At 68.9% G+C, this 21281-nt stretch carries 15 protein-coding genes and 1 tRNA gene; 6 read left to right on the top strand and 10 right to left on the bottom strand.

Going from position 1 to position 21281, the window contains the following annotated elements:
- Positions 1 to 14 precede the first annotated feature (14 nt).
- On the bottom strand, positions 15 to 3557 hold the full coding sequence (locus G9Q41_RS05675) for a nitrate- and nitrite sensing domain-containing protein (RefSeq protein WP_165631881.1): 3543 nt from the start codon (positions 3555 to 3557) through the stop codon (positions 15 to 17).
- 796 nt (positions 3558 to 4353) lie between these two features.
- Here G9Q41_RS05675 and G9Q41_RS05670 point away from each other — a divergent pair.
- Both G9Q41_RS05670 and G9Q41_RS05665 read left to right on the top strand, forming a co-directional pair.
- Positions 4354 to 4776, top strand: coding sequence for a DUF485 domain-containing protein (locus G9Q41_RS05670; RefSeq protein WP_092525827.1), 423 nt, complete (start codon positions 4354 to 4356; stop codon positions 4774 to 4776).
- Positions 4773 to 6383 (top strand): cation acetate symporter, encoded by a 1611-nt coding sequence (locus G9Q41_RS05665; RefSeq protein WP_165631882.1) that lies wholly within the window; start codon positions 4773 to 4775, stop codon positions 6381 to 6383. Before G9Q41_RS05670 ends, G9Q41_RS05665 begins: the two co-directional genes overlap by 4 nt.
- A gap of 62 nt (positions 6384 to 6445) precedes the next feature.
- Here G9Q41_RS05665 and G9Q41_RS05660 read toward each other — a convergent pair whose 3' ends face one another.
- Together G9Q41_RS05660 and G9Q41_RS05655 are read right to left on the bottom strand one after the other, a co-directional pair.
- Positions 6446 to 7360 carry a haloalkane dehalogenase gene (locus G9Q41_RS05660; RefSeq protein WP_165631883.1) on the bottom strand — a complete coding sequence of 305 codons (915 nt, stop codon included), beginning with the start codon at positions 7358 to 7360 and terminating at the stop codon, positions 6446 to 6448.
- 228 nt (positions 7361 to 7588) lie between these two features.
- Positions 7589 to 7672 (bottom strand) — tRNA-Tyr (locus G9Q41_RS05655).
- A 121-nt stretch (positions 7673 to 7793) separates the two neighbouring features.
- On the opposite strand from G9Q41_RS05655, the gene G9Q41_RS05650 reads away from it, so the two are divergent.
- Both G9Q41_RS05650 and rfbA read left to right on the top strand, forming a co-directional pair.
- On the top strand, positions 7794 to 8285 hold the full coding sequence (locus G9Q41_RS05650) for a YajQ family cyclic di-GMP-binding protein (RefSeq protein WP_165631884.1): 492 nt from the start codon (positions 7794 to 7796) through the stop codon (positions 8283 to 8285).
- A gap of 74 nt (positions 8286 to 8359) precedes the next feature.
- Positions 8360 to 9250, top strand: coding sequence for a glucose-1-phosphate thymidylyltransferase RfbA (gene rfbA, locus G9Q41_RS05645; RefSeq protein WP_165631885.1), 891 nt, complete (start codon positions 8360 to 8362; stop codon positions 9248 to 9250).
- 82 nt (positions 9251 to 9332) lie between these two features.
- Here rfbA and htpX read toward each other — a convergent pair whose 3' ends face one another.
- Positions 9333 to 10205 (bottom strand): zinc metalloprotease HtpX, encoded by an 873-nt coding sequence (gene htpX, locus G9Q41_RS05640; RefSeq protein ID WP_092525817.1) that lies wholly within the window; start codon positions 10203 to 10205, stop codon positions 9333 to 9335.
- A 435-nt stretch (positions 10206 to 10640) separates the two neighbouring features.
- On the opposite strand from htpX, the gene G9Q41_RS05635 reads away from it, so the two are divergent.
- Positions 10641 to 11534: a YceI family protein gene (locus G9Q41_RS05635; protein ID WP_092525815.1), complete on the top strand. Its 894-nt coding sequence runs from the start codon at positions 10641 to 10643 to the stop codon at positions 11532 to 11534.
- Positions 11535 to 11678: 144 nt separating this feature from the next.
- Here the strand turns inward: G9Q41_RS05635 and ddaH are convergent, their stop codons facing one another.
- Positions 11679 to 12551 (bottom strand): dimethylargininase, encoded by an 873-nt coding sequence (gene ddaH / locus G9Q41_RS05630; protein WP_175455144.1) that lies wholly within the window; start codon positions 12549 to 12551, stop codon positions 11679 to 11681.
- Positions 12552 to 12626: 75 nt separating this feature from the next.
- Here ddaH and G9Q41_RS05625 point away from each other — a divergent pair, with 75 nt between their 5' ends.
- On the top strand, positions 12627 to 13067 hold the full coding sequence (locus tag G9Q41_RS05625; RefSeq protein WP_165631886.1) for an Lrp/AsnC family transcriptional regulator: 441 nt from the start codon (positions 12627 to 12629) through the stop codon (positions 13065 to 13067).
- Positions 13068 to 13345: 278 nt separating this feature from the next.
- Here the strand turns inward: G9Q41_RS05625 and G9Q41_RS05620 are convergent, their stop codons facing one another.
- From G9Q41_RS05620 to nuoL, 5 genes are all read right to left on the bottom strand, one after another.
- Positions 13346 to 14833 carry a hypothetical protein gene (locus G9Q41_RS05620; RefSeq protein WP_165631887.1) on the bottom strand — a complete coding sequence of 496 codons (1488 nt, stop codon included), beginning with the start codon at positions 14831 to 14833 and terminating at the stop codon, positions 13346 to 13348.
- A gap of 90 nt (positions 14834 to 14923) precedes the next feature.
- Positions 14924 to 15850, bottom strand: a complete 927-nt coding sequence (locus tag G9Q41_RS05615) for a polyprenyl synthetase family protein (protein WP_207630651.1) — start codon at positions 15848 to 15850, stop codon at positions 14924 to 14926.
- A gap of 158 nt (positions 15851 to 16008) precedes the next feature.
- Positions 16009 to 17604 (bottom strand): NADH-quinone oxidoreductase subunit NuoN, encoded by a 1596-nt coding sequence (gene nuoN / locus G9Q41_RS05610; RefSeq protein WP_347567478.1) that lies wholly within the window; start codon positions 17602 to 17604, stop codon positions 16009 to 16011.
- Between the two features lie 50 nt (positions 17605 to 17654).
- Positions 17655 to 19253, bottom strand: coding sequence for an NADH-quinone oxidoreductase subunit M (locus G9Q41_RS05605; protein WP_092525809.1), 1599 nt, complete (start codon positions 19251 to 19253; stop codon positions 17655 to 17657).
- Between the two features lie 52 nt (positions 19254 to 19305).
- A complete protein-coding gene (gene nuoL, locus G9Q41_RS05600) occupies positions 19306 to 21234 on the bottom strand; it encodes an NADH-quinone oxidoreductase subunit L (protein ID WP_165632109.1) in 1929 nt (642 codons plus the stop codon).
- Between the last annotated feature and the right edge of the window lie 47 nt (positions 21235 to 21281).

Raw genomic sequence — 21281 nt, 5'->3', positions numbered from 1 at the left:
GACTCCGCCTGCTGCTACTCCCCAGCGCTGTGCCTGCCCCTGCGCACACCCTGCTGGAAGCTGGACAACCGACCCCGCGTCTCGTCCGGTGCCGGCGTGTTCTGCTGCCCCGAGTTCCCCCCGTCCGAGGACGGTGCGGCGCTTCCCGGAGCCAGGTGTTGTTTGGGAACCCTCCGCGGCAAGCCCGCGGAGGTGTAATCCGTGGGCTTCGGATCCGAGGCTGCCGCGGCTGCCCCTTGGGACTGATCGCTCGAGAAGTTCCAGGGGGAGGACTCGTTCACCGGCGACTCCGATCGAGTTTCTCCACCCGTCGTGCCGGGCGACGGGTGCTGCCGTCCGTCTGGCTGCTGAGCTGCCCCGCGCGGACCCCCGGAGGGCTCGTCACCGGCCTGGCGAGGTTTGCCCGGCCTGCGCTGCGGCAGCCCCGTGTCCGACAGGCCGCTCGCACGACCGCCCCCTGCCGGAGGAGCGCCGAAATCGCTCCGCTCGTTCTCGTGCTGCCCGCCGCCCCGGGCGGCGGACGACCCCTCCGACTCCTGGAGGGTCGCTTCCTCCATCCAGCTCATTCCGCTGCGTCCACCGGACGCGCCCCCGGTCGAACTCGTGCCCGCCGTACCGTCCAACTCCGTGCGCGGGGTTCGACGCGGCAGCCCCGAACTGGTGTAACCGCTGGGCTCGCTGCGCGGAGCGGGGCCCACCGAACCGTCGACCTGCTGGTGCTCGCTCCGCTGGGGCCCGCCCGGAGCGGCCGGGAAGGCGGCGGAGGCACCGGAGGAAGTCCCCGCCTCGGAGAAGTCCTCGTCGCTCGGCCACTGCCACTGCTCGGCCCCGTCCGACGGGACGTCCCCGGACTGATACCGCGCGTTCTCCGGCGCGGGGTGGAACCACGGCGGGGCGGAGTCGGCCGAGTTCGCCTCGGTACCCGGTCCAGGAGTGCCCACACCCGGCGGGATCGACTGGACGACCGTCGGGGCGCTGTCCGAGAAGCGCTGCTCCGGAGCACCCGTGCCCGCGAACCCGTCGAAGTACAGGTTGCCCTCGTCCGCGGCGAGGCTGTTCTCCTCCTCGCTCTCCTCGTACTCCTGCCCCTCGGGGGGCTCGAACAGACCCCGGACACGTCCCTCGGGCTCCAGCTCGGGAGCGGGCGCTGCCTGCTCCTCCCGCGGAGCGGGCTCCGGCGGGGTGGATTCCGGCGGGGTGGGTTCCGCACGCGGGGCGGGATCCGGTTCCGGAGCGGGTTCCGCCGGACGCACGCGCTCGATCTGCTCGGTCCACTCGTCCTGCTGCGGGGACCGGGGCTGCTGCGTGGAACGGGTGTCCCGCTCCCGCGCCGGAGCGGCGGACTGCTCCCGCAGATCGAACCCGGGTAAACCGCCCTCCAGGATCTGGCGCCTGCTGGTGCCGTTCACCTTGGGCTGCTCGGAGCGCTGGTCCGCACCGTTGCGCCTCGGCTGCTCGGCGACCTCCTCGTCGCTGGTCAGCTGCTGCTCGATGGGCGAAACCCCCGGCATGCTCGGTGGCCCCTGGGGCGGTCCCGTGGGGGTCGGCGTGGACTGCTGCGGAACCTGAGCGGAACCGCTGCGGTCCGGGATGACGAGGTCCGGAGGCACGTGGACGGTGGCACGTATGCCGTCCACATCGTCGCCGCCGTGCAGTCGCACGGTGATCCCGTGCCTGCCGGACAGCCGCGCGATCACCAGCAGCCCCATCCGGCGCGACACGGACAGGTCATCCTCGTCGAAGGAGGCCAGCCGCTCGTTGGCCTCGACGATCTCCTCATCCCCCATGCCGATGCCGTGGTCCAGCACGTCGATGGTCAGCGAGGAGTCCTCCGACCGGCGACTGGACACCGTCACCGAGGTCTCCGGCGAGGAGAAGTTCGCGGCGTTGTCCAGCAGCTCCGCGACCAGGCGAACCAGGTCACTGCCCGCGTAACCGACCAGCCGCGCCGCGGGCGGGGACTGCACCACGACCCGCGGGTAGTGCTCGATCTCCGAAACACCGGCACGCAGCACGTCGGCCAGCTCCACGGGCTGGGTGAAGCGCCTGGCGATGTCACTGCCGGACAGCACCATCAGGTTCTCGTTGTTCCGGCGCATCCTGGTCGCGAGGTGGTCCAGCCGGAACAGGGTGGACAGCTGGTCCGGGTCGTCCTCGTCCTGCTCGAGCTGCTCGAACAGGCGCAGCTGACGTTCCAGCAGGCTCTGGCTGCGCCGGGAGACGTTGACGAACGAATCGCTGTACCCGCGACGCAGGTTCGCCTGCTCCGAGGCCAGCCAGAGGGCCTGCCTGTTGACCTCGTCGAAGGCACGCGCCACCTGGCCGACCTCCTCGGTCGTGGCCACCGGAACCGCGTCGACCTCGGTCTCGGCTTCGTTGCCCTGTCGAATGCGCTCCACCGCCCGGGGGAGCTGCTTGTTGGCCGCGTCCAGGGCGCCACGGCGGAGCTGCCCGAGGGAACCGAGCATGTGCCTGCCGATCACGAACATCACGGCAGCGGCGACGACCAGCGCGCTGAACAGCAGCACCGTCGTCGTTCCCGCGCGGTTGCTGGCGTCGTTGTACAGCGAGTAGGCGCGCTCGTTGAACTGCTCGGACAGGTTCGCGCGGACCTGGCTGGTGCGCTGGATCAACTGATCGGACAGCTGGTTCCACTGCCCCAGGGTCAGCGAGGAGTGGACATCGTCCACCCGGATGGCCCGCATCAGGTCGTCCTCGACGGCGGTCCAGCGTTCCATCTCCGCGCTGTTGACGACCTCACGCGCCTGACGCGGCTCGGAGTTGGCCACGGACCGGAAGCTGCTCACGCGCGAGTCCAGTCGTGCTCTGGCGTCGTTCAAGGCGTCGGTCAACGCCGGGGAGAACTCGCTGCGCGGAAGCGCGGCGTCCACCAGCGCACGCTGCATGCGGATCTCGTCCTCGGCTCTGGACAGCTCGTGCAGCGCGTTGATCATCGTGTACAGCCCGGAGTCGTCGATGGTGTTGATCACCGCTCGCTCCAACGACAGCAACGAGCCGATGACGTCGTTGTAGCGCTGGATGGCGTCCACCGGGCTCAGCGTTCTGGTGGCCACGCCCTTGCGCAGCTCCCGGAGAGTGCCCAGCTGCTTGCGCAGCTCGTCGAACTGGGCCGAGGTCACCGGGCTGAACTCCTGGACGTTGTCCAGCACCTGCGGGGCCTGCTCGGCGTACTTGGTGACCTTCTCGTACTGGCCCCGGTACTCCTGCATGGATCCCGGAGCGCCGCCCAGCACCTCGGCGGCCTTGGTTCTCTCCGCCTGCAGGCCGGTGAGCAACGGCTGGATCTTGTCACGCGCGGTAGCGAGGCGGCTGATCTCCTCGTACCGGTTCGCTTTCGTCACTTCGTCGTGGATCTGGACGACACCGAGTCCGACCGCGAAAACGACCGGGACCAGGACCACCGCGGCGAGCTTGATGGGGATGCGCCAGTTGCGCCAGTCGGTCAGCGCTGCCCGACGCGACCCTCCGGGCCTGCTGGGCGCGGCCGAAGCATCCTGGGCCTGCTCTCGGTTCGCCCGTCGTGCCGCCGCACTCACAAAGCCCCCCGGAAGTCAAGCTGTCGTTCGTCCTGCTCTGTCACAGTGCGGGTCCCTTCCGAACGAACAAATCGTAGGAGAACGGCATCTGCCACTCGTTCGAGTGAAGGCTTATCTACCTGCTGCCCGAGCAGATCTGAGCTCAGCGCAGGTGGTTTCGGTTCACAACTATTCTCGGCAAAGGGGATCCTTGCAATACTCTCCGTCACCAATAGTCGCCCACCGCAAGGAGTCACTTCACCGGCCTTTTCAACGGGTGACGCGCGGCTCGTGGCCACCCCGGATTGTAAAGACAGCGGCCAACATACCGATCACGGGGCGACTTTTCCAAACTTCGGGAGGTGATCTGCGAAATCGATTGCCGGCAAGATCACCCCGTCGGGGCGGGGACACGCCCGCGCCGCACCGGCCGGAACCGCACCGGACAGCGGGAAACCCAATCACTCTAACCGCCTCCACCACGCATGAAAACGGGGACAGCCGCGACTCCGCGCAGTAACTGTGGTACTCATCAGTAATGGCTTATGAGCTGCGGACACCGCAACCCGAGCCGCCGCGGCCCACAGCGCGGCACCCCGCCGTGGACCACCCCGACCCCCTACGACAGCAGGACCGTCACTCACCCTTCAGCAGGAGTGGCCCGTAGTATGTTGCGCTGACCCCGGCTGGGTCCGACGGACCACGTCGGACGCGGCGACCCAACCGCTCACGACTTTTCTCGACGCGGTCACGCGAGGCGGCACCGAATCGGAACAATACTAGTCAGCACAGTTCACCGACTTCGGAAGAAGGGCGCATGAGCAACACGACACCACCGCCGCTACGGTCCCGGCACGGGCAGCGGAGCGACAAAACGAGCGCCTCCTTCGGAGGCATCGACAAAAGCGCGGCCCGGAACTTCGGCAGCTCCGGGCCCGATTTCACCGGAATCGCGCGCTCGGCCGAATTCGCCGAGATCCGCTCGCGGTCGAAGCGATTCATAATCCCGATGACGCTGCTCTTCCTCGTGTTCTACATCGGGTACGTGGTGCTCGCGGCCTACGCGCCGGACTTCATGGCGGAACCGGTGTTCGGGCACATCAACGTCGGGATGTTGCTCGGGCTCAGCCAATTCGCTTCCACGCTCCTGATCACCACACTGTACGTCCGTTTCGCGACGCGGAAGATCGACCCCGAGGTCGACGAGATCCGGAACACGGCCGCTGGAGGTCAGCAATGATCACACACGCCCAGGACGAACCGGCGCTGGGCACCGGCAGTCCGGCCGTGAACATCACGGTGTTCGTGGCTCTGATCCTGATCACCCTCTACGTCACCTACCGCGCCAGCAGCCGCAGCAGCACGAGTGACTACTTCGCGGCCGGAGGGACCTTCTCCGGAGCGCAGAACGGGATCGCGCTCTCGGGGGACTTCCTGTCCGCCGCGTCCTTCCTCGGCATCGCGGGCGCCATCGCCGTGCACGGCTACGACGGCTTCCTCTACTCGATCGGCTTCCTCGTGGCCTGGCTGGTGAACCTGCTGCTCATCGCCGAACGCCTGCGGAACACGGGGCGCTTCACCATGGGCGACGTGCTCAGCTTCCGGATGCGTCAGCGCCCGGTGCGCGCGGCCGCAGCCGTGTCGACGCTGTTCATCACCGTCGTGTACATGATCGCGCAGATGGCGGGAGCGGGCGACCTCGTCGCCCTGCTGCTCAACGTGCGCAGTTCCGCGGGACAGGCTCTCGTGATCGCCGTGGTCGGCGTGGTGATGGTGCTCTACGTGCTGATCGGCGGAATGAAGGGCACCACCTGGGTGCAAATCCTCAAGGCCGGAATGCTGATGATGTCGGTGGCGCTCATCACGGTTTTCCTGTTCGGCAAGTTCGGCTTCAACTTCAGCACTCTGCTGCAGCAGGCTTCCGAGAACAATCCACTCGGTGACCGAATTCTCGCCCCCGGTGCGCAATACGGCGAAAGCGCACTGACCAAATTGGACTTCGTATCCCTGTCCCTGGCCCTGGTTTTCGGAGTGGCGGGGCTGCCCCACGTGTTGATGCGTTTCTACACCGTTCCGAACTCGCGGGAGGCGCGGCGTTCCGTGGTGTGGGCCACCTGGCTGATGTCCACGTTCTACCTGTGCACGCTGGTCATCGGTTTCGGCGCCTCGGCGATGGTCGGGGTCGAGGCCATCCAGGCCGCGCCCGGCGGGGAGAACTCGGCCGCCCCGCTGCTCGCCTACGAGATCGGTGGCACCGTGCTGCTCGGGGTGATCTCCGCCGTCGCCTTCGCGACGATCCTCGCGGTCGTCGCCGGGTTGACCCTGACCGCCTCCGCCTCGTTCGCCCACGACTTCTACGCCAACGTGATCCAGCGCGGCAACACCGACCCCGACTCCGAGGTCAGGGTCGCCCGGATCACCGCGATGGTCATCGGCGGTGTGGCCATCCTCGGCGGAATCCTGGTCAACGGACAGAACATCGCCTTCCTGGTCGGGCTGGCCTTCGCCATCGCGGCCTCGGCGAACCTGTCCACGCTGCTGTTCACGCTGTTCTGGAAGAGGTTCAACACCACGGGGACCCTGTGGGGCATGTACGGCGGGCTCGGCTCCTGCCTGGTGCTGATGTTCTTCTCGCCCGTCATGTCGGGGGCGCAGGACTCCATCATCCCCGCCGTGGACTTCAGCCTCTTCCCGCTGAGCAACCCGGGGATCGTCTCCATCCCGTTCTCGTTCCTCTGCGGGATCGTCGGCACCTTCCTGCACCGGGAGAAGGCCGACCCGAAGGACTTCGCCGAGATGGAGGTCCGCTCGCTCACCGGCATCGGCTCACGCGGCGCCGGGGTCTGACCGGATCCGGTCGAAGCCCGCGGGTGGGTACGGCACGGCGCCGTACCCACCCCTCCCCTTCGTCACCCGTGGATTCGGCGCACGAACTCGGCCACGACCTCGCCCAGTTCGGCCCCCACGTCCTCCTGCAGGAAGTGCCCCGCGTTCTCGAGCGTGGTGTGGTTCTGCCCCTCGGCTCCCGGGACCTTCCCACGCAGCACCGGGCCCATCGCCCCGGTTATCGGGTCGCTGTCCCCGAAAGCGGTGAGCAGCGGGATCCGGCTCGCGGCCAGTGCCCGCCAGGCCGCCCGGTTGGCCTCGGTGGCCGGGTCGTCCGGGCTCGTGGGAACGAGGGTGGGCATGACGCGCGGCCCCGCCTTGTGGGACTCGTCGGGGAACGGGGCGTCGTAGGCCGCCCGGACCTCCTCGGCGACCGGCCGGGCGCACCCGCCCTCGACCAGCCGACCGACATCGAGGTTCTCGGCCTTCTCGACCGTGCGGCGGAAGCGCCACCACACCTCGGGCATGTCGCGATCCCCGGTGGGCATCCCGGTGTTGGCCGCCACGGCACCCGCGAACCGCTCCGGGTGCTCCGCCAGCAGCCGCAGGCCGATCAGCCCGCCCCAGTCCTGGCCGACCAGCGTCACCCCGCGCAGGTCCAGCACGTCGAAGGCCAGGGAGCGGACCCACTCGACGTGGCGGGCATAACTGTGGTCGGCGGGGTCGGCCGGCTTGTCCGAACGGCCGAAACCGACCAGGTCGGGGGCCACGGCGCGGAGCCCCGCGCCGGTGAGCACCGGGACGACCTTCCGGTACAGGAACGACCAGCTCGGCTCCCCGTGCAGCAACAGCACGACGGGCCCCTGCCGCGGTCCTTCGTCCACGTAGGACATCCGCAGCGTCCCGCCGTCCTGGTCGGGCACCTCGGCGTAGTACGGCTGGTAGTCGAATCCGGTGACCCGCTCGAAAGCTTCCTGCGGGGTGGTCAACACGCGCATGTGCGGACGCTACAACCGCACGGGCCGCGGCGACCACAGCGACGTCCCCGCAGGAGCGTCCCGCCGAGGTCTTGGCGCACATTTGGCGCGGCGTGGCCACGCATTGGCCACGTGTACGTGCATCGTACGTAGAAGACCGGGTGACCCCGGGGAATTCCGGGGACGACCGGGTACACGAAAAAACCGCCCCCTGTCCCGTTTTCGCGGGTCAGAGGGCGGTTTCGCCGATGGTGCCGGGTAGAGGATTCGAACCTCTGAAGCTTGCGCGGCTGATTTACAGTCAGCTCCCTTTGGCCGCTCGGGCAACCCGGCTTGTGAGCCATCCGCTGTTGGCTTGTACTCAAATCATACACACCGTCGGACGCGCCTTCACAACGGGGGGCGGGTAGCGTGTTCGGGCACCACAAGCGCAACCGAAGGCGAGGAGTTGAACATGGCCGACCCGTCGTTCGACGTCGTGAGCAAGGTCGACCGCCAGGAGGTGGACAACGCGCTCAACCAGGCCGCCAAGGAACTGGCCAACCGCTTCGACTTCAGGGGCACCGGAACCAGGATCAACTGGGCCGGCGAGGAGAGCGTGACCCTCGAGTCCGAGACCGAGGAACGCTGCAAGGCCGCCGTGGAGGTCTTCAAGGAGAAGCTCGTCAAGCGCGGGGTGTCCCTGAAGGCCGTGGACCTGGGCGAACCGATCAGCTCGGGCCAGGTGCACAAGGTCACCGGCAACCTCAAGCAGGGCATCGCCCAGGAGACGGCCAAGAAGATCTCCAAGAAGATCAGGGACGAGGCCCCCAAGGGCGTGCAGGCCCAGATCCAGGGGGACCAGCTGCGCGTGTCCGGCAAGAAGAAGGACGACCTGCAGGACGTCATCTCGCTGCTGAAGAACAGCGACTTCGACGTGGCGCTCCAGTTCGAGAACTATCGTTGACACCTCGAACGCCCGCTGAACCGTCCCCGCCGCGGGGACGAGGGCGCCGCCGGTGACCCGACGGAAGGAGCCACGTGAAGGGGATCGTGCTCGCAGGAGGCAGCGGAACACGTCTGCACCCGGTCACGCAGGTGGTTTCCAAGCAGCTGCTGCCCGTCTACGACAAACCGATGGTGTACTACCCGTTGTCGGTGCTGATGCTCGCGGGCATCAGGGACGTCCTGCTGATCTCCACACCGGCCGACCTGCCGCTCTTCCGCAGGCTGTTCGGCGACGGAAGCCACCTCGGGCTCGACATCGACTACGCCGTCCAACACGAGCCCAACGGCCTGGCCGAGGCTTTCGTGATCGGTGCCGACTTCATCGGTGACGACTCGGTGGCCCTCGTCCTCGGGGACAACATCTTCTACGGCCAGGGCTTCTCGAAGCTGCTGCAGCGCAGCGCCCGCGAGCTGGACGGATGCACCCTGTTCGGCTACTCGGTGCGCGACCCCCAGCGCTACGGGGTCGGCGAGACCGACTCCTCCGGACGTCTGGTCTCCCTGGAGGAGAAACCGAGCCAACCGCGCTCCGACAAGGCGATCACCGGGCTGTACTTCTACGACAACGAGGTCGTGGACATCGCGCGCTCGCTGACCCCCTCCGCGCGGGGCGAGCTGGAGATCACCGACATCAACTCGGAGTACCTGAAGCGGGACAGGGCCAGGCTCACCGAGCTGGGACGCGGCTACGCCTGGTTGGACACCGGCACGCACGAGTCACTGCTGGAGGCGGGACAGTTCGTGCAGGTGCTGGAGAACCGCCAGGGCGTGCGCATCGCCTGCCTGGAGGAGATCGCCCTGCGAATGGGCTACATCTCCGCGGAGGCCTGCTACGAGCTCGGGGCCGGACTGGCCAAGTCCGGCTACGGTCAGTACGTCATGGAGGTGGCCCGGAGCGTGGCCGACGCCCCGGCACCGGACTGAGCAGCGGAGCATCCGCTCGGTTCCGCTCGGGTGGTCCGGCGAGGTGCCCCGCCCCTCCGGACCGGGATCGGGCCGGACCGGATCAGTAAGAGGGCAGCCTGCGACCAGCCATCCCCTCCAGGCGCTGCACCCGGTCCGAGATCGGCGGATGGGTGGAGAACAACCGCGCCATGCGCTCACCCGGGCGGAACGGGTTGGCGATCATCAGGTGGGACTCGCTGACCAGTCCCGGCTCGGCCGCGAGCGGGGCCTCCTGGGTCCCGCGCTCCAGCTTGCGCAACGCCGAGGCCAGGCCGAGCGGATCCCCGGTCAGCTCCGCGCCCGAGGAGTCGGCCTGGTACTCCCGGGAACGGCTCACCGCCATCTGGATCACGGCGGCCGCTATCGGACCGAGCAGGGAGACGAGCAACATCATGGCCAGACTCGGCCGGTCCTCGTCATCGCCCCCGAAGTGCGCGAAGAGCATCCCGAAGTTGGCCAGGAAGGTGACCGCGCTGGCCAGCGCCCCGGCCACGCTGGAGATCAGGATGTCGCGGTTGTACACGTGCGAGAGCTCGTGACCGAGCACGGCGCGCAGCTCGCGCTCGTCCAGCAGCTCCAGGATGCCCGCCGTCGCGCACACGGCCGCGTTGCGCGGGTTGCGTCCGGTGGCGAAGGCGTTGGGCGCCTTCGTCGGGCTGACGTACAAGGTGGGCATGGGCTGCTTGGCCGACGTGGCCAGTTCCCGGACTATGCGGTACATCCCCGGCTGCTCCGCCTCCGAGACGGGGCGGGCCCGCATCGAACGCAGCGCGAGGTTGGCAGAGTTGAAGTAGGCGTAACCGTTCACGCCGAGGGCGACCAACAGCGCCACGACCATCCCGGTCCGACCGAACAGAGCTCCGATCAGCACGATGAGCGCGCTCATGCCTCCCAGCAAGAGCGCCGTCTTGACTCCGTTCCACTGCCTGTGCACTGTGCTCCCGCCTTCGTCCGGACTCCGAACCGTTCGGCGAGTACTCCGCGGCGGAACCGGGACCGCGAACCACGCCCACCCGATCCGGTGGCCCCGTCCACGCCCCGACTCCGCGGGCGCCCTCCGAGGCTCGTGCCCGTCTCCGGGCACCTCGCGGAGAACTCACCTGGTCAACGTCGTGCGCCCTCCCCTAGTTCCGCGCCCCCCGACGACGAACACGTCACATGTGACCACCGACGATCGTGAACACGACCACCACCGATCATCTTTGCCTTCCCGGCAAACTAAACTACTGATCAGTTGAAGGTTCGTCTCGTAATGACCCCGTAGAACCGCACGGACTTCTCCGACGACCGTGCTCACGATTGACGAACGGGCTCCTGTGTACTGTCGCCGAACACCGAACCGGTGACCGGCGGCGGAGAGGATTTTCGGATGGTCTTGTCCAAACTGCGTCAACGTGGTTTCACCCGCTCCAGGAAACCGGGCCGAGAGGGTGCGAGCAACGCGCTGCCCCCGACACCTCTCGACGGCGGGACGTTGAGCTGCCAGGTGCACGACGAGGCTGATCGTCCGCTCCCCGACGCGACCGTCACCGTGGTCAACCGACTCAACCAGCAGGCCGCCGTCGGCACCACCGACGGGTACGGCTTCTTCCTCGCCACGGTTCCCCCCGGACAGCACAAGGTCTCCGTCACCGCGGGCGGCTATCAGCGGTTGGGCACGCGGGTGGAGATCCGCACCAACCGGCACACCTCCATCGGTGCCGTGCGGCTGACGCGCGACCCCGAGAGCGCCACCCTGCCCGAACCCGGCGTGTGGACCTTCGACCCGGACCACAGCGAGATACGGTTCATCGCCCAGCACATCGGCATGTCGAAGGTGCACGGCGCCTTCCGGGACCTCGAGGGGCGCATCATGGTGCGCGAGCCCTTCGAGGAGTCGAAGGTCGAGGTCGCCATAGACGCCTCCAGCATCGACACCGGAGTGCGCATGCGTGACGAGCACCTGCGCTCGGCGGACTTCCTGGACGTCGCCAATCACCCGAAGCTGTACTTCCGCAGCGACAGGATCACCCAGCTGCGCGGGGACAAGTGGCAGGTCAGCGGCAACCTCACGCTGCGCGGGAACTCCAGCCCGGTCCAGCTGGAAACCACCTATCTCGGCACCAGGAGCTGGAACGGCACCCGCACCGCCTGCCACTGCGCCACCGAACTGCGGCGGGAGGACTTCGCGGTCAACTGGCAGCAGCTGTTGAACAAGGGGATCGGCGTGGTCGGCCCCACCGTTCAGGTGAAGCTGGACATCCAGGCCGTGCTGGAGGAGTGAGCTGCGCCGCCCGCGTCGTCGCCTCCGGGCAGCGTTCCGGACCGGCACGTCGCGGGGCGGCGGGACCGGGCAACGCGGCACCACCCGCTCGCCCGGTGCCGTCCGCGCGGTCCCCCGTTCGAGAACGTCGGCCCGCCCCCGGGGTCACTCCCCGTGCAATTCCATTGTGCAGCACTTGGGGCCACCGCCGGACTTGCGCAGCTCCGAGACGTCGGTCAGCACCGGCTCGTAGCCCCGCCCTTCCAAGCTGCGCGCCAGGCCGGTCGCCTCGCTGGGCAGCACCACGTGCTTGCCGTCGGAGACCCCGTTCAGCCCGAGGCACTCGGCGTCGGCGGAATCGGCGATGACCGCGTCGGGGAAGAGCCTGCGCAGCACCCGCTGGGAGCCCGCGGAGAAGGCCTCCGGGTAGTAGGCCACCTGGGGGCGCGGGCCCTTGCTCAGCACGAACAGCGCCGTGTCCAGGTGGTAGTAGCGAGGATCGGTCAGCCCGAGCGAGACCACCGGCACGCCGAGCACCTCCTGCGCCTCGGAGTGCGCGCCCGGGTCGGTCCGGAAACCACTGCCCGCGAGCAGCAGCTGCCCCGTCCAGGCGAAGTCGCCCTCCGCCTCGTTGATGCTGGAGGGCATCACCAGGTCCCGGTACCCCTCGGTGGAGAACCAGCGACGGAAGTGCTCCGCCTCCGGGGCGCGCTCCGCGGAGCGGAAACGAGCCCCGAGCACCTTCCCCTCGATGACGGTGGCCGAGTTCGCGGAGAACACCATGTCCGGCAGGCCGGGCTGGGGCGGAACGGTCTCCACCGTGTGCCCCAGGTTCAGGTAGATGTCCTTCAGCGCACGCCACTGGGCCATCGCCAGCTCGGTGTCCACGGGCGCGTTCGGATCCATCCACGGGTTTATGGAGTACTCCACCGCGAAGTGCTCGGGTGGGCACATCACGTAGTGACGCCGGGTGGCGAGGACGGCGTCGTCCTCGGCTCGGGGGACGGCGTTGGGCACAGCGGTAGTGGGCACCGACATGATTCGCAATCTAATCCTCGTTCACCACTGCATTCAATGCGCCTTCATTGCGGTGGATGCGGCAGAATGTTGCACATGGACCCCCTGGACCAGCGAATCGTTTCGCAACTCGTCACGGATGCCCGAGCCAGTTACGCCGAGATCGGCCACGAGGTCGGCCTCTCCGCCCCGGCCGTGAAGAGGCGCGTGGACAAGCTGCTCGACACGGGCATCCTGCAGGGCTTCACCGCCGTGGTTGACCCGGAGGCCCTCGGCTGGGGGACCGAGGCCTTCGTGGAGGTGCACTGCCACGGGAACGTGCCGACCGAGAGGCTGCTGGCCGGGTTGGAACCGCTTCCCGAGGTCGTCCGCGCCTACACCGTCTCGGGAGAGGCGGACGCGATCGTGCACCTGCGCGCCGCCGACATCCACCACCTGGAGACGGCGCTGGAGCGGTTGCGCGCCGTGGAGTTCATCAACAGGACCGTCTCCACCGTGGTGCTCTCCCGCCTGCTCGACCGCCCGCCGCAGGCCTGACTTCCCCGAAAACGGTGGGACGTTTCACGCGAGACGTCCCACTACCCGCACCGCCGAGCAAACCGAGCAGATGAACTCCCGCCAGGAACTTCCGGAAGAAGGGCTCCATCCAACGCAGGCGCTTACGAGCCTGAGCAACCGGCACCGCCGCGGGTTCTCTCGTGGTGCTCTCGCGAGGAAGGCCCGACGTTGTGTAGGTCGCTACCCGATGTCGGGCCTCCCGGAGCGAGAGCCCGCGAGAGGTTCCGCCACGGAAACACCTACGCAAGCTGAGCCGCTCACTCCGAATGGGAGTCCCAGGGCTCAAAACCCGCCTGCTCCGCATCGGCAGCACTGCGGAACCAGACCTCGGCGACCACGTGGTCGAAGTACGGCGAGTCGGGGGTGTGGTACTGCCGGGAGCCGAACTGGCCCTTGACCGTGTAGCTCGCGTCCGGTCGTTCCTGGTCGGGAAGTTGCTCGTCCGGGTACCACTCCTGGGGGCGGTCACCGGCGGTCGAGTTCCCCTCGCCCGTCTGCTCGGAGTTCGGAGGGCGTCCCAGCGTCGGGGCGACGGCGGCGTCCTCGGGTATGTCGAGCACTCTGCCCGTCATCACCGGGCGGGCGTTGGGCGGGGTCCCCGGCCTGTCGGTGCTTCCCGGAACCCGCCTGGGCAGATCCTCGCCCGCACCGGTTTCCTCCGCGGTGCCGGATTCGCCCACCGAGTCGGCCGCGTTCCCTTCCGCCGGCTCCGCACTGCCGTGCTCCGGGGGCTGTTCAGCGGAGCGCTCGGGCTCCCCCGCGGACGTCTCCTCCTCCGCAGCGGGGGTGTGCCCCGGGAGCTCGACCCCTTCCCGGTCCGGTTCGATCCCCGGGGCGGCGAGCGGTTCGAACAGCGAGCGGAGCCTGCCGGTCAGCTCGCCCTCGGACTCCTTCCGCTCGGGTGCCGCGAGCGTCTCCGTCGATTCGTCGTGCGCACCCCCCGTCGCCGGGGCCGATTCGTTCCATCGCGGGGCCGCGTCGACCGCGGGGGATTCGGGCTGCGACTGCTCGACGCTGTCGGTGTCGTACATGTCGAATTCCGAGGCGGCGAACCACGTGTTCTCCCGGTCCGCGCCCGCGAGCTCGGCCCCCGGGGCCAACTCGGCGGGCGCCGTGGGCGGATCGGCACGTTCCTCCCTGCTCACGGAGGCCCGAGGAAGGTTCGGGGTGGTCTCGCGGTCCCGTTCCAACCGCAGCTCGGCGTCCTCCACGGGGGGTCCATCCGCCGTCCCCGGGGTTTCCTGGACGGGCTGCCACTCCGTGGCCGTGGACGCGAGCTCCTGCTCACCCCGCCCCGGTTGCGCACCGGTGTGCTCGGCGGCGAAGGCCTGGCCACCGAAGTCACCGGCGGCGACCTCCATCCAGCGTCCGCGCCCATCGTCCGGGGGCTGCGCGCTCGACTGCTCGGCGGAGCTCTCCTCCACCGAGCTCCCCGCCACGCTCCGCTCCGCGGTGCCGGACACGCGGAACGGCCGGTCCCCGGCAGGTCCCCCGAAGGCCGCATCGTCCGCGGAGTCCACGTCCAGCAGGTCCCACACGGCCGTGTCGGACTCCTCCCGCGGGAAGGCGTCGTCCTCCGCGCGCTCGGCCGGACCCGTCGCGTCCCACTCGGCCGCTCGTTGCCGCTCGCGCAGCTGCCTGAGCTGGCGATGGGCGGGGCGGACGAACAGCAGCCAGGTCAGCCCCACACCGCACAGGAAGCCTGCGAAGCTCCACAACCAGACCTGGGTAAACAGCCACGTCACCGCTGCGGTCCTTTCTCTCGCGACGCTGCCGGGACACGAGTATGACCGCGGTGCACCCCTGCGCGGTAGCCGGAGGTGCGCAGCGTCAACTCACCGGGTACGAGCCACCACGTAGTCGACCAGGGCGTAGAGCGCGTCACGCGGCGGGGAATCCGGCAGTCGGGCCAGCTCCGCGTTGGCCCGCTCGGCGTACTCGTCCAGGGTCTCACGAGCTCGTTTCAAACCGACCGAGTCGCGCAGCCCGCGCAGCGCCTCCTGCACGTCGTCGTCCGTCTCGAGGGTCCCCGAGAGCAGCTCGCGCAGCCGGGGATCGGCGTCGGGTTCGGTGAGCTCGCACAGCATCGGAAGCGTGCGCACTCCCTCTCTGAGGTCCGTGCCCGGCGTCTTGCCCGACTCGTCGGGCGGGGAGGCGATGTCGATGATGTCGTCGGATATCTGGAACGCCGTGCCCACGATCTTGCCGACGTTCTCCAGCACTTCGACCCGCTCCGCATCGAGCCCCGCGAACATGGCCCCGAAGCGCCCGCAGGTGGCGATCAGCGATCCGGTCTTCTCGTAGATCACCTCCAGGTAGTGGTCCACGAGACCGTCGTCCGACTCGGCTCCCACGGTCTCCCGCATCTGGCCGGTCACCAGCGACTCGAAGGTTCGCGCCAGGGAGCGCACCGCGTCCCCGCCGAGATCGGCCGCGATCCGGGAGGCCTGCGCGAAGAGGAAGTCGCCGGTGAGGATGGCCACCGAGTTGTCCCACCGCGCGTTGGCACTGGTCGCGCCGCGCCGCATGGTCGCCTCGTCCATCACGTCGTCGTGGTAGAGCGTGGCCAGGTGGACCATCTCGAGCACGGCCGCCGCCTTGACGACGCCCTCCCGGTCCGATTCGCCGAACTCCGCCGCCAGCAGCGTGAACAGCGGGCGGAACCTCTTGCCTCCCGCTTCCACGAGATGCAGCGAGGCGCGGGTCGCGAAGTCCAGGTCGCTGTCCACCGCCTCGTGCAGCAGTCGCTCGACCTGAGCCATCCCCCCGCGCACCGACTCGGCGAGCGCCGAATCAGCAATGTCGAAACCGCCGACGGCGGTGGCCGCTTCCCACGGCACACCGCTCGTCGGATCACCAACTGGGCTGGTCACGTCACCGTCGCCTTCGTCTCCCCCGGAAATGCCCTGCGAGGGACACCCTACGACACGAAGCCACCGACACTCGCCCAGTCCAGCGCCAGCATCGGAACCACTCCGAGCAGCAGGGTCATCACCACGCCCAGCGTGACAGCCGCCGTGGTGAAAGCTCCCGGCACGCTGACGGTCGGCCCGTTCGGGTCCGGATCGTGGAAGAACATCAGCACGATGAGCCGGATGTAGAGGTAGGCCGCCAGCGCGCTGGCCAGCAGGGCGACGACCACCAGCGGGGCCATTCCGGCGGAGAACGCCGCCGAGAAGACCGCGAACTTGCCCATGAATCCGCTGGTCGCCGGGATGCCGGCCAGGGCGAGCAGCAGGAAGGTGAACACCCCGGCCACCAGCGGGGAGCGCTTGGCCAGCCCGGCCCAGTCGGAGAGGTTGGTCGCCTCGCCCTCGGAGGTGCGCACCAGGCTGACGACGCCGAAGACCGCCAGTGTGGTGAAGCCGTAGGCGAGCAGGTAGAACAGCGTCGCCGCCAGCCCCCGGTCCGTCAGGGTGATCGAACCGACCATGAGAAATCCCGCATGGGCTATCGACGAGTAGGCGATCATGCGCTTGACGTCCTGCTGGGTCAGCCCGAGGACCACGCCGATGACCATGGAGAGCACGGCCACGGTCCACAGCACCCAGTGCCACTCCCAGCTGGAGGCCTCGAAGGCCACGTGCAGCAGCCGCAGCAGCCCGCCGAACGCCGCGACCTTGGTGCAGGCCGCCATGAAGCCGGTGACCGAGGTCGGCGCGCCGTGGTAGACGTCCGGGGTCCACAGGTGGAACGGCCCGACCGATCCCTTGAACAGCAGCCCCATCACCACCAGGCCCAGGCCCGCGAACAGCAGGGTGTCCGAGCGCAGGCTCCCCGCCGTCGCGGCGGATATCTCGGACAGCTGCACCGAGCCCGCGTAGCCGTACAGCAGCGCCAGCCCGTAGAGGAAGAAGGCCGAGGCGAAGGCCCCGAGCAGGAAGTACTTGACCGCAGCCTCCTGGGACAGCAGCCTGCGCCTCCTGGCCAGCCCGCAGAGCAGGTACAGCGGCAGGCTCAGCACCTCCAGCGCCACGAACATCGTGAGCAGATCGTTAGCGGCGCAGAACACCATCATCCCGCCGAGGGAGAACAGCGTCAGCGGGAAGACCTCGGTGCGCATCCCCACCGCCCCGGCTGCGCGCTCCATCACGGCCGACGAGGCGGCTCCCGGCGCGTCCGCCGGGGTCGCCCCGGGCGCCCGCGCCTCGGGCACGCTGTTCGTCTCGGCGACGAACGCGCCTCCCGGCTCGATCGACCTGTCCGCGATCAGCAGGATCGCCCCGAAGGACAGGGCCAGCAGGGTTCCCCACAGGAACAGGGTGGCCGGCCCCACCGCGAGGGTCTCGGCCAGGGTCGTCGCCCCGGTGTTGATCCCCTGCGCGTGCACCCCGAGGAAGACCCCGGCCAGGAGCACGGCGAGCAGACTGATCCCCACCTGAACGGGCCATCGCCGACCGGCGGGGGCGAAGGCCTCGACCAGCACCCCGATGCAGGCCGCCCCCAGCACGATCATCAGCGGCGCCACCGCCGCGTACTGGATCGACGGCATCTCGGTGGACTGCTGGGCCAGCACTCCCGAGCGCGGGGGCAGAGCAGCTCCCGCTTGCGCTACCACTCCCACTTTCAGTTACCTCCCTGAGAGGTCACGGGGTCGGTAACGCCGACCTCGCTCATCGTTGCTTCCACCGACGGTGTGATCACGTCCAGCACCGGCGCGGGATAGACGCCGAGCAGCACGACCAGCACCACCAGGGGGGTCAGCAGGCCGATCTCCCTTCCGCTGAGATCGCGCAGGTTCCCGCGCGCGGTCGCACCTCCGGAGTCGCCCCGCGGGAGGGTTTCCGGGTCGGTCGCGGCTCCGGGACCGCCGACCGCGTCGAGCACCGCCGTTCCCGAGGGCGGCCCCTGCATGACGCGCTGGTACAGGCGCAGCACGTAGGCGGCTGCCAGCACCAGCCCGAGCGTGGCCAGGGTCGTGAAGACGGGCCTGGTGGCGAACGAGCCGATCAGCACCAGGAACTCGCTGATGAAGGAGTTGGTCCCCGGCAGGGAGAGGGTGCTCAGTCCCGCGATCAGCAGCATCCCCCCGAGCAGCGGGGTCGCCCCCGCCATCCCCCCGTAGTCGGCGATCCGCGTGGAACCACCGCGCGCGATGATCATCCCGACCACCAGCACCAGCATTCCCGTGGCGATGCTGTGGTTGACCATGTACGAGGCCGCGCCCACCTGGGCCTGCGAGGTGAACGCGAAGATCCCCAGCGCTATGAACCCGAAGTGCGCGATCGAGACGTAGGCAATCAGCCGCTTCAGGTCGGTCTGGGCGAAGGCCTGCAGCGAGCCGTAGAGCACACCGATCACGCCCAGCGTGAGCACCAGCGGGGCCAGCAGCTGGGAGGCGTCCGGGGCCAGCGGCAGGCTGTAGCGCAGGAAGCCGAAGGTGCCGACCTTGTCGAGCACCCCGACCACGAGGACGACCACCCCGATCGGGGCCTGCTCCGCCGCGTCGGGCAGCCAGGTGTGCAGCGGAACCAGCGGGGCCTTGATCGCGAAGGCGGCGAAGAAGCCGAGGAAGATCCACACCTGCACCTCGGTCGGGGCGTCGGCGAGGACCGTCCGCAGCGTCGCCCAGTCGAAGGTTCCGACCCCGGTGGTCTCGGCCGCGTAGGCGTAGGCGCCGATCGCGGAGGCCAGCATGATCAGGCCACCGAGGAAGGAGTACAGGAAGAACTTCATCGCGGCGTACTGCCGTCGCTGCCCCCCGTAACCTCCGATGAGGAAGTACATCGGGATCAGCATGATCTCGAACAGCACGTAGAACACGAAGACGTCGGTCGCCGCGAACACCGCCACGGTCAGGGCCTGTTCGAGCAGCAGCAGCGCGAAGAAGCCTCCCCGCGTGCGTCCGGCGGGGAGCCGCTCGTCCCAGCTGAAGGCGAGCACCAGCGGCACGAGCAGCGCGATCACCGCGACCATGACCAGGGCGATGCCGTCGAGCCCGAAGGACAGGCTCACCCCGTAGTGCGGGATCCATTCCACCGAACCGGCGAGTTGCATCCGCGCGCCGCCCGGCTCGTGGACCACCCACGCCGCGGCGGCGAGCACGATCTCGAGCAGTGCGCAGACCAGCGCGACCGGTTTCGCCGCGCGCTCGTTGCCGCGCAGCAGCGCGACGACCACCGCGCCGAGCAGCGGCAACAGGATCAGCGCGAGGAGCAGGTTCATCGCGTCCCCTCTTCTCCGGCTATTTCGCGTGGATTCGACCGGCGGATCACCGTCATGGGGTCCCCACCGAGAGCAGGGCGGCGACCAGCAGGACACCGCCGACCAACATGGACATCGCGTAGGACCGGACGAATCCCGTCTGCCACCGGCGCAGCACCTGCGAAGTGGCGCCGAACGTCGAGGCCACCCCGTTGACCGCGCCGTCGACCCCGGCGCGGTCGAACCGGGCCAGACCGTCGGCCAGCCCCACGGTCGGGCGCACGGCCACGGCGCGGTTCAGCGCGTTGCCGTACAGGTCGGCGCGGGCCGCGCGGACCAGCGGCGACACCCGCTGCGGGCGGGTCTCGGAGACGGGGCCGCGTCCGACCACCAGCCAGGCCAGCAGCACACCGAGCGCGGAGAGCCCCAGCGTCAGCACCGGGATCACCGAGTGCGGCAGAACCGCGTGCCCCTCGGGCGCCTCCCCGAGAGCCGGGGAGAGGAAGTCCACCAGCATTTCCCCCCTGGTGAACACCAGGCCAGCCGCGACGGAGCCGACGGCCAGCACGATCATGGGGCCGGTCATCACCGGCGGGGACTCGTGCGGGTGGAACGACCTGCCGTCCGCGGTGGTGCGGTTCTCCCAGCGCCGCTCGCCGAAGAAGGTCATCAGCATCAGGCGGGTCATGTAGAAGGCGGTCAGCCCCGCGCCGAGCACGGCGGCACCGCCGAGCGCCCAGCCCTGCCATCCCGGCGCTTCGAAGGCCGCGGAGACGATCGCCTCCTTGGAGTAGTACCCGGACAGGAACGGGAAACCGATCAGCGCCAGGTACCCGAGCCCGAAGGTGACGAAGGTAACGGGCATGTAGCGGTACAGCCCGCCGAAGCGGCGCATGTTCACCTCGTCGTTCATGCCGTGCATGACCGAGCCCGCCCCGAGGAACAGCCCCGCCTTGAAGAAGCCGTGCGTGAGCAGGTGCATGATGCCCAGCGCGTAGCCGGCCGGCCCCAGTCCGACGGCGAGCATCATGTAACCGATCTGGCTGACCGTGGAGTAGGCCAGCACCTTCTTGATGTCGTCGTAGGCGCAACCGATCACGCAACCGACCAGCAGGGTCACCGCTCCGACCAGCGCCACGACCAGCTGCCCCGTCCCGGTCAGGCTGTAGAGCGGGTTGGCCCTGGCGATCAGGTAGACACCGGCGGTGACCATCGTCGCCGCGTGGATCAGCGCCGAGACCGGGGTCGGGCCCTCCATCGCGTCGGGGAGCCAGGCCTGCAGCGGAACCTGGCCGGACTTGCCGCAGGCACCGAGCAGCAGCAACAGGGCGATGGCCAGCAGCACCCCCGCGGGCAGCTCACCGGCGCGCGCGAAGACCTCGGAGTACCGCGTGGTTCCGAGGTGGGCGAACATCAGGAAGATCGCCAGCGCCAGGCCGACGTCGCCGACCCGGTTCATGACGAACGCCTTGGTGGCCGCCCCCGCGGCCGAGGCCCGCTGCTGCCAGAACCCGATCAGCAGGTAGGAGGCGAGTCCCACGCCCTCCCAACCCAGGTACAGCGTGACGAAGCTGTTGCCGAGCACCAGGATCAGCATCGCCGCGACGAACAGGTTGAGGTAGCCGAAGAACCGGCGGCGCTCGGTGTTGGCGCTTCCGGACCTGCCCTGCTGATCGTGCGCCATGTAGCCGATCGAGTAGATGTGGATCAGCGCACCGACCCCGGTGATCAGCAGCACGAAGACCAGCGACAGCGGGTCGATCCGGAGTCCGAAGTCCACGCTCAGGGCGTTGACGGGGATCCAGGAGAACAGGTGCACCGAGCGGGCCGCCGCTTCCCCGCCCGCGGCGGAGGAGAACAGGGCCAGGGAGTACCCGAAGGAGGCGATCACCGTGGCACAGCCGAGCAGGTGCCCCCATCCGTCGGCGCGCTTGCCTGCCAGCAGCAGCACAGCCGCACCGAGCAGCGGTATCGCGATGATCAGCCACGCGTTGCCCTGGATCGCCCCCTGAGCTGCCTGTACCGGCTCCGGAGCGGCCAGAATGGAAG

The organism is Actinopolyspora sp. BKK2 (assembly GCF_011291845.1).
GTDB lineage: Bacteria > Actinomycetota > Actinomycetes > Mycobacteriales > Pseudonocardiaceae > Actinopolyspora > Actinopolyspora saharensis.
The sequence above is the reverse complement of the archived record's forward strand: the minus strand, read 5'-3'. Positions and strand labels throughout refer to the sequence as shown.

Bases quoted from the DNA above. Each gene is read 5' to 3' on its own strand.
- G9Q41_RS05615 (WP_207630651.1), bottom strand. From the start codon at position 15,850: ATGGCTCAGGTCGAGCGACTGCTGCACGAGGCGGTGGACAGCGACCTG.
- G9Q41_RS05670 (WP_092525827.1), top strand. From the start codon at position 4,354: ATGAGCAACACGACACCACCGCCGCTACGGTCCCGGCACGGGCAGCGG.
- G9Q41_RS05660 (WP_165631883.1), bottom strand. From the start codon at position 7,360: ATGCGCGTGTTGACCACCCCGCAGGAAGCTTTCGAGCGGGTCACCGGA.
- G9Q41_RS05605 (WP_092525809.1), bottom strand. From the start codon at position 19,253: ATGAACCTGCTCCTCGCGCTGATCCTGTTGCCGCTGCTCGGCGCGGTG.
- G9Q41_RS05635 (WP_092525815.1), top strand. From the start codon at position 10,641: ATGGTCTTGTCCAAACTGCGTCAACGTGGTTTCACCCGCTCCAGGAAA.
- ddaH (WP_175455144.1), bottom strand. From the start codon at position 12,551: ATGTCGGTGCCCACTACCGCTGTGCCCAACGCCGTCCCCCGAGCCGAG.
- G9Q41_RS05625 (WP_165631886.1), top strand. From the start codon at position 12,627: ATGGACCCCCTGGACCAGCGAATCGTTTCGCAACTCGTCACGGATGCC.
- G9Q41_RS05650 (WP_165631884.1), top strand. From the start codon at position 7,794: ATGGCCGACCCGTCGTTCGACGTCGTGAGCAAGGTCGACCGCCAGGAG.
- G9Q41_RS05665 (WP_165631882.1), top strand. From the start codon at position 4,773: ATGATCACACACGCCCAGGACGAACCGGCGCTGGGCACCGGCAGTCCG.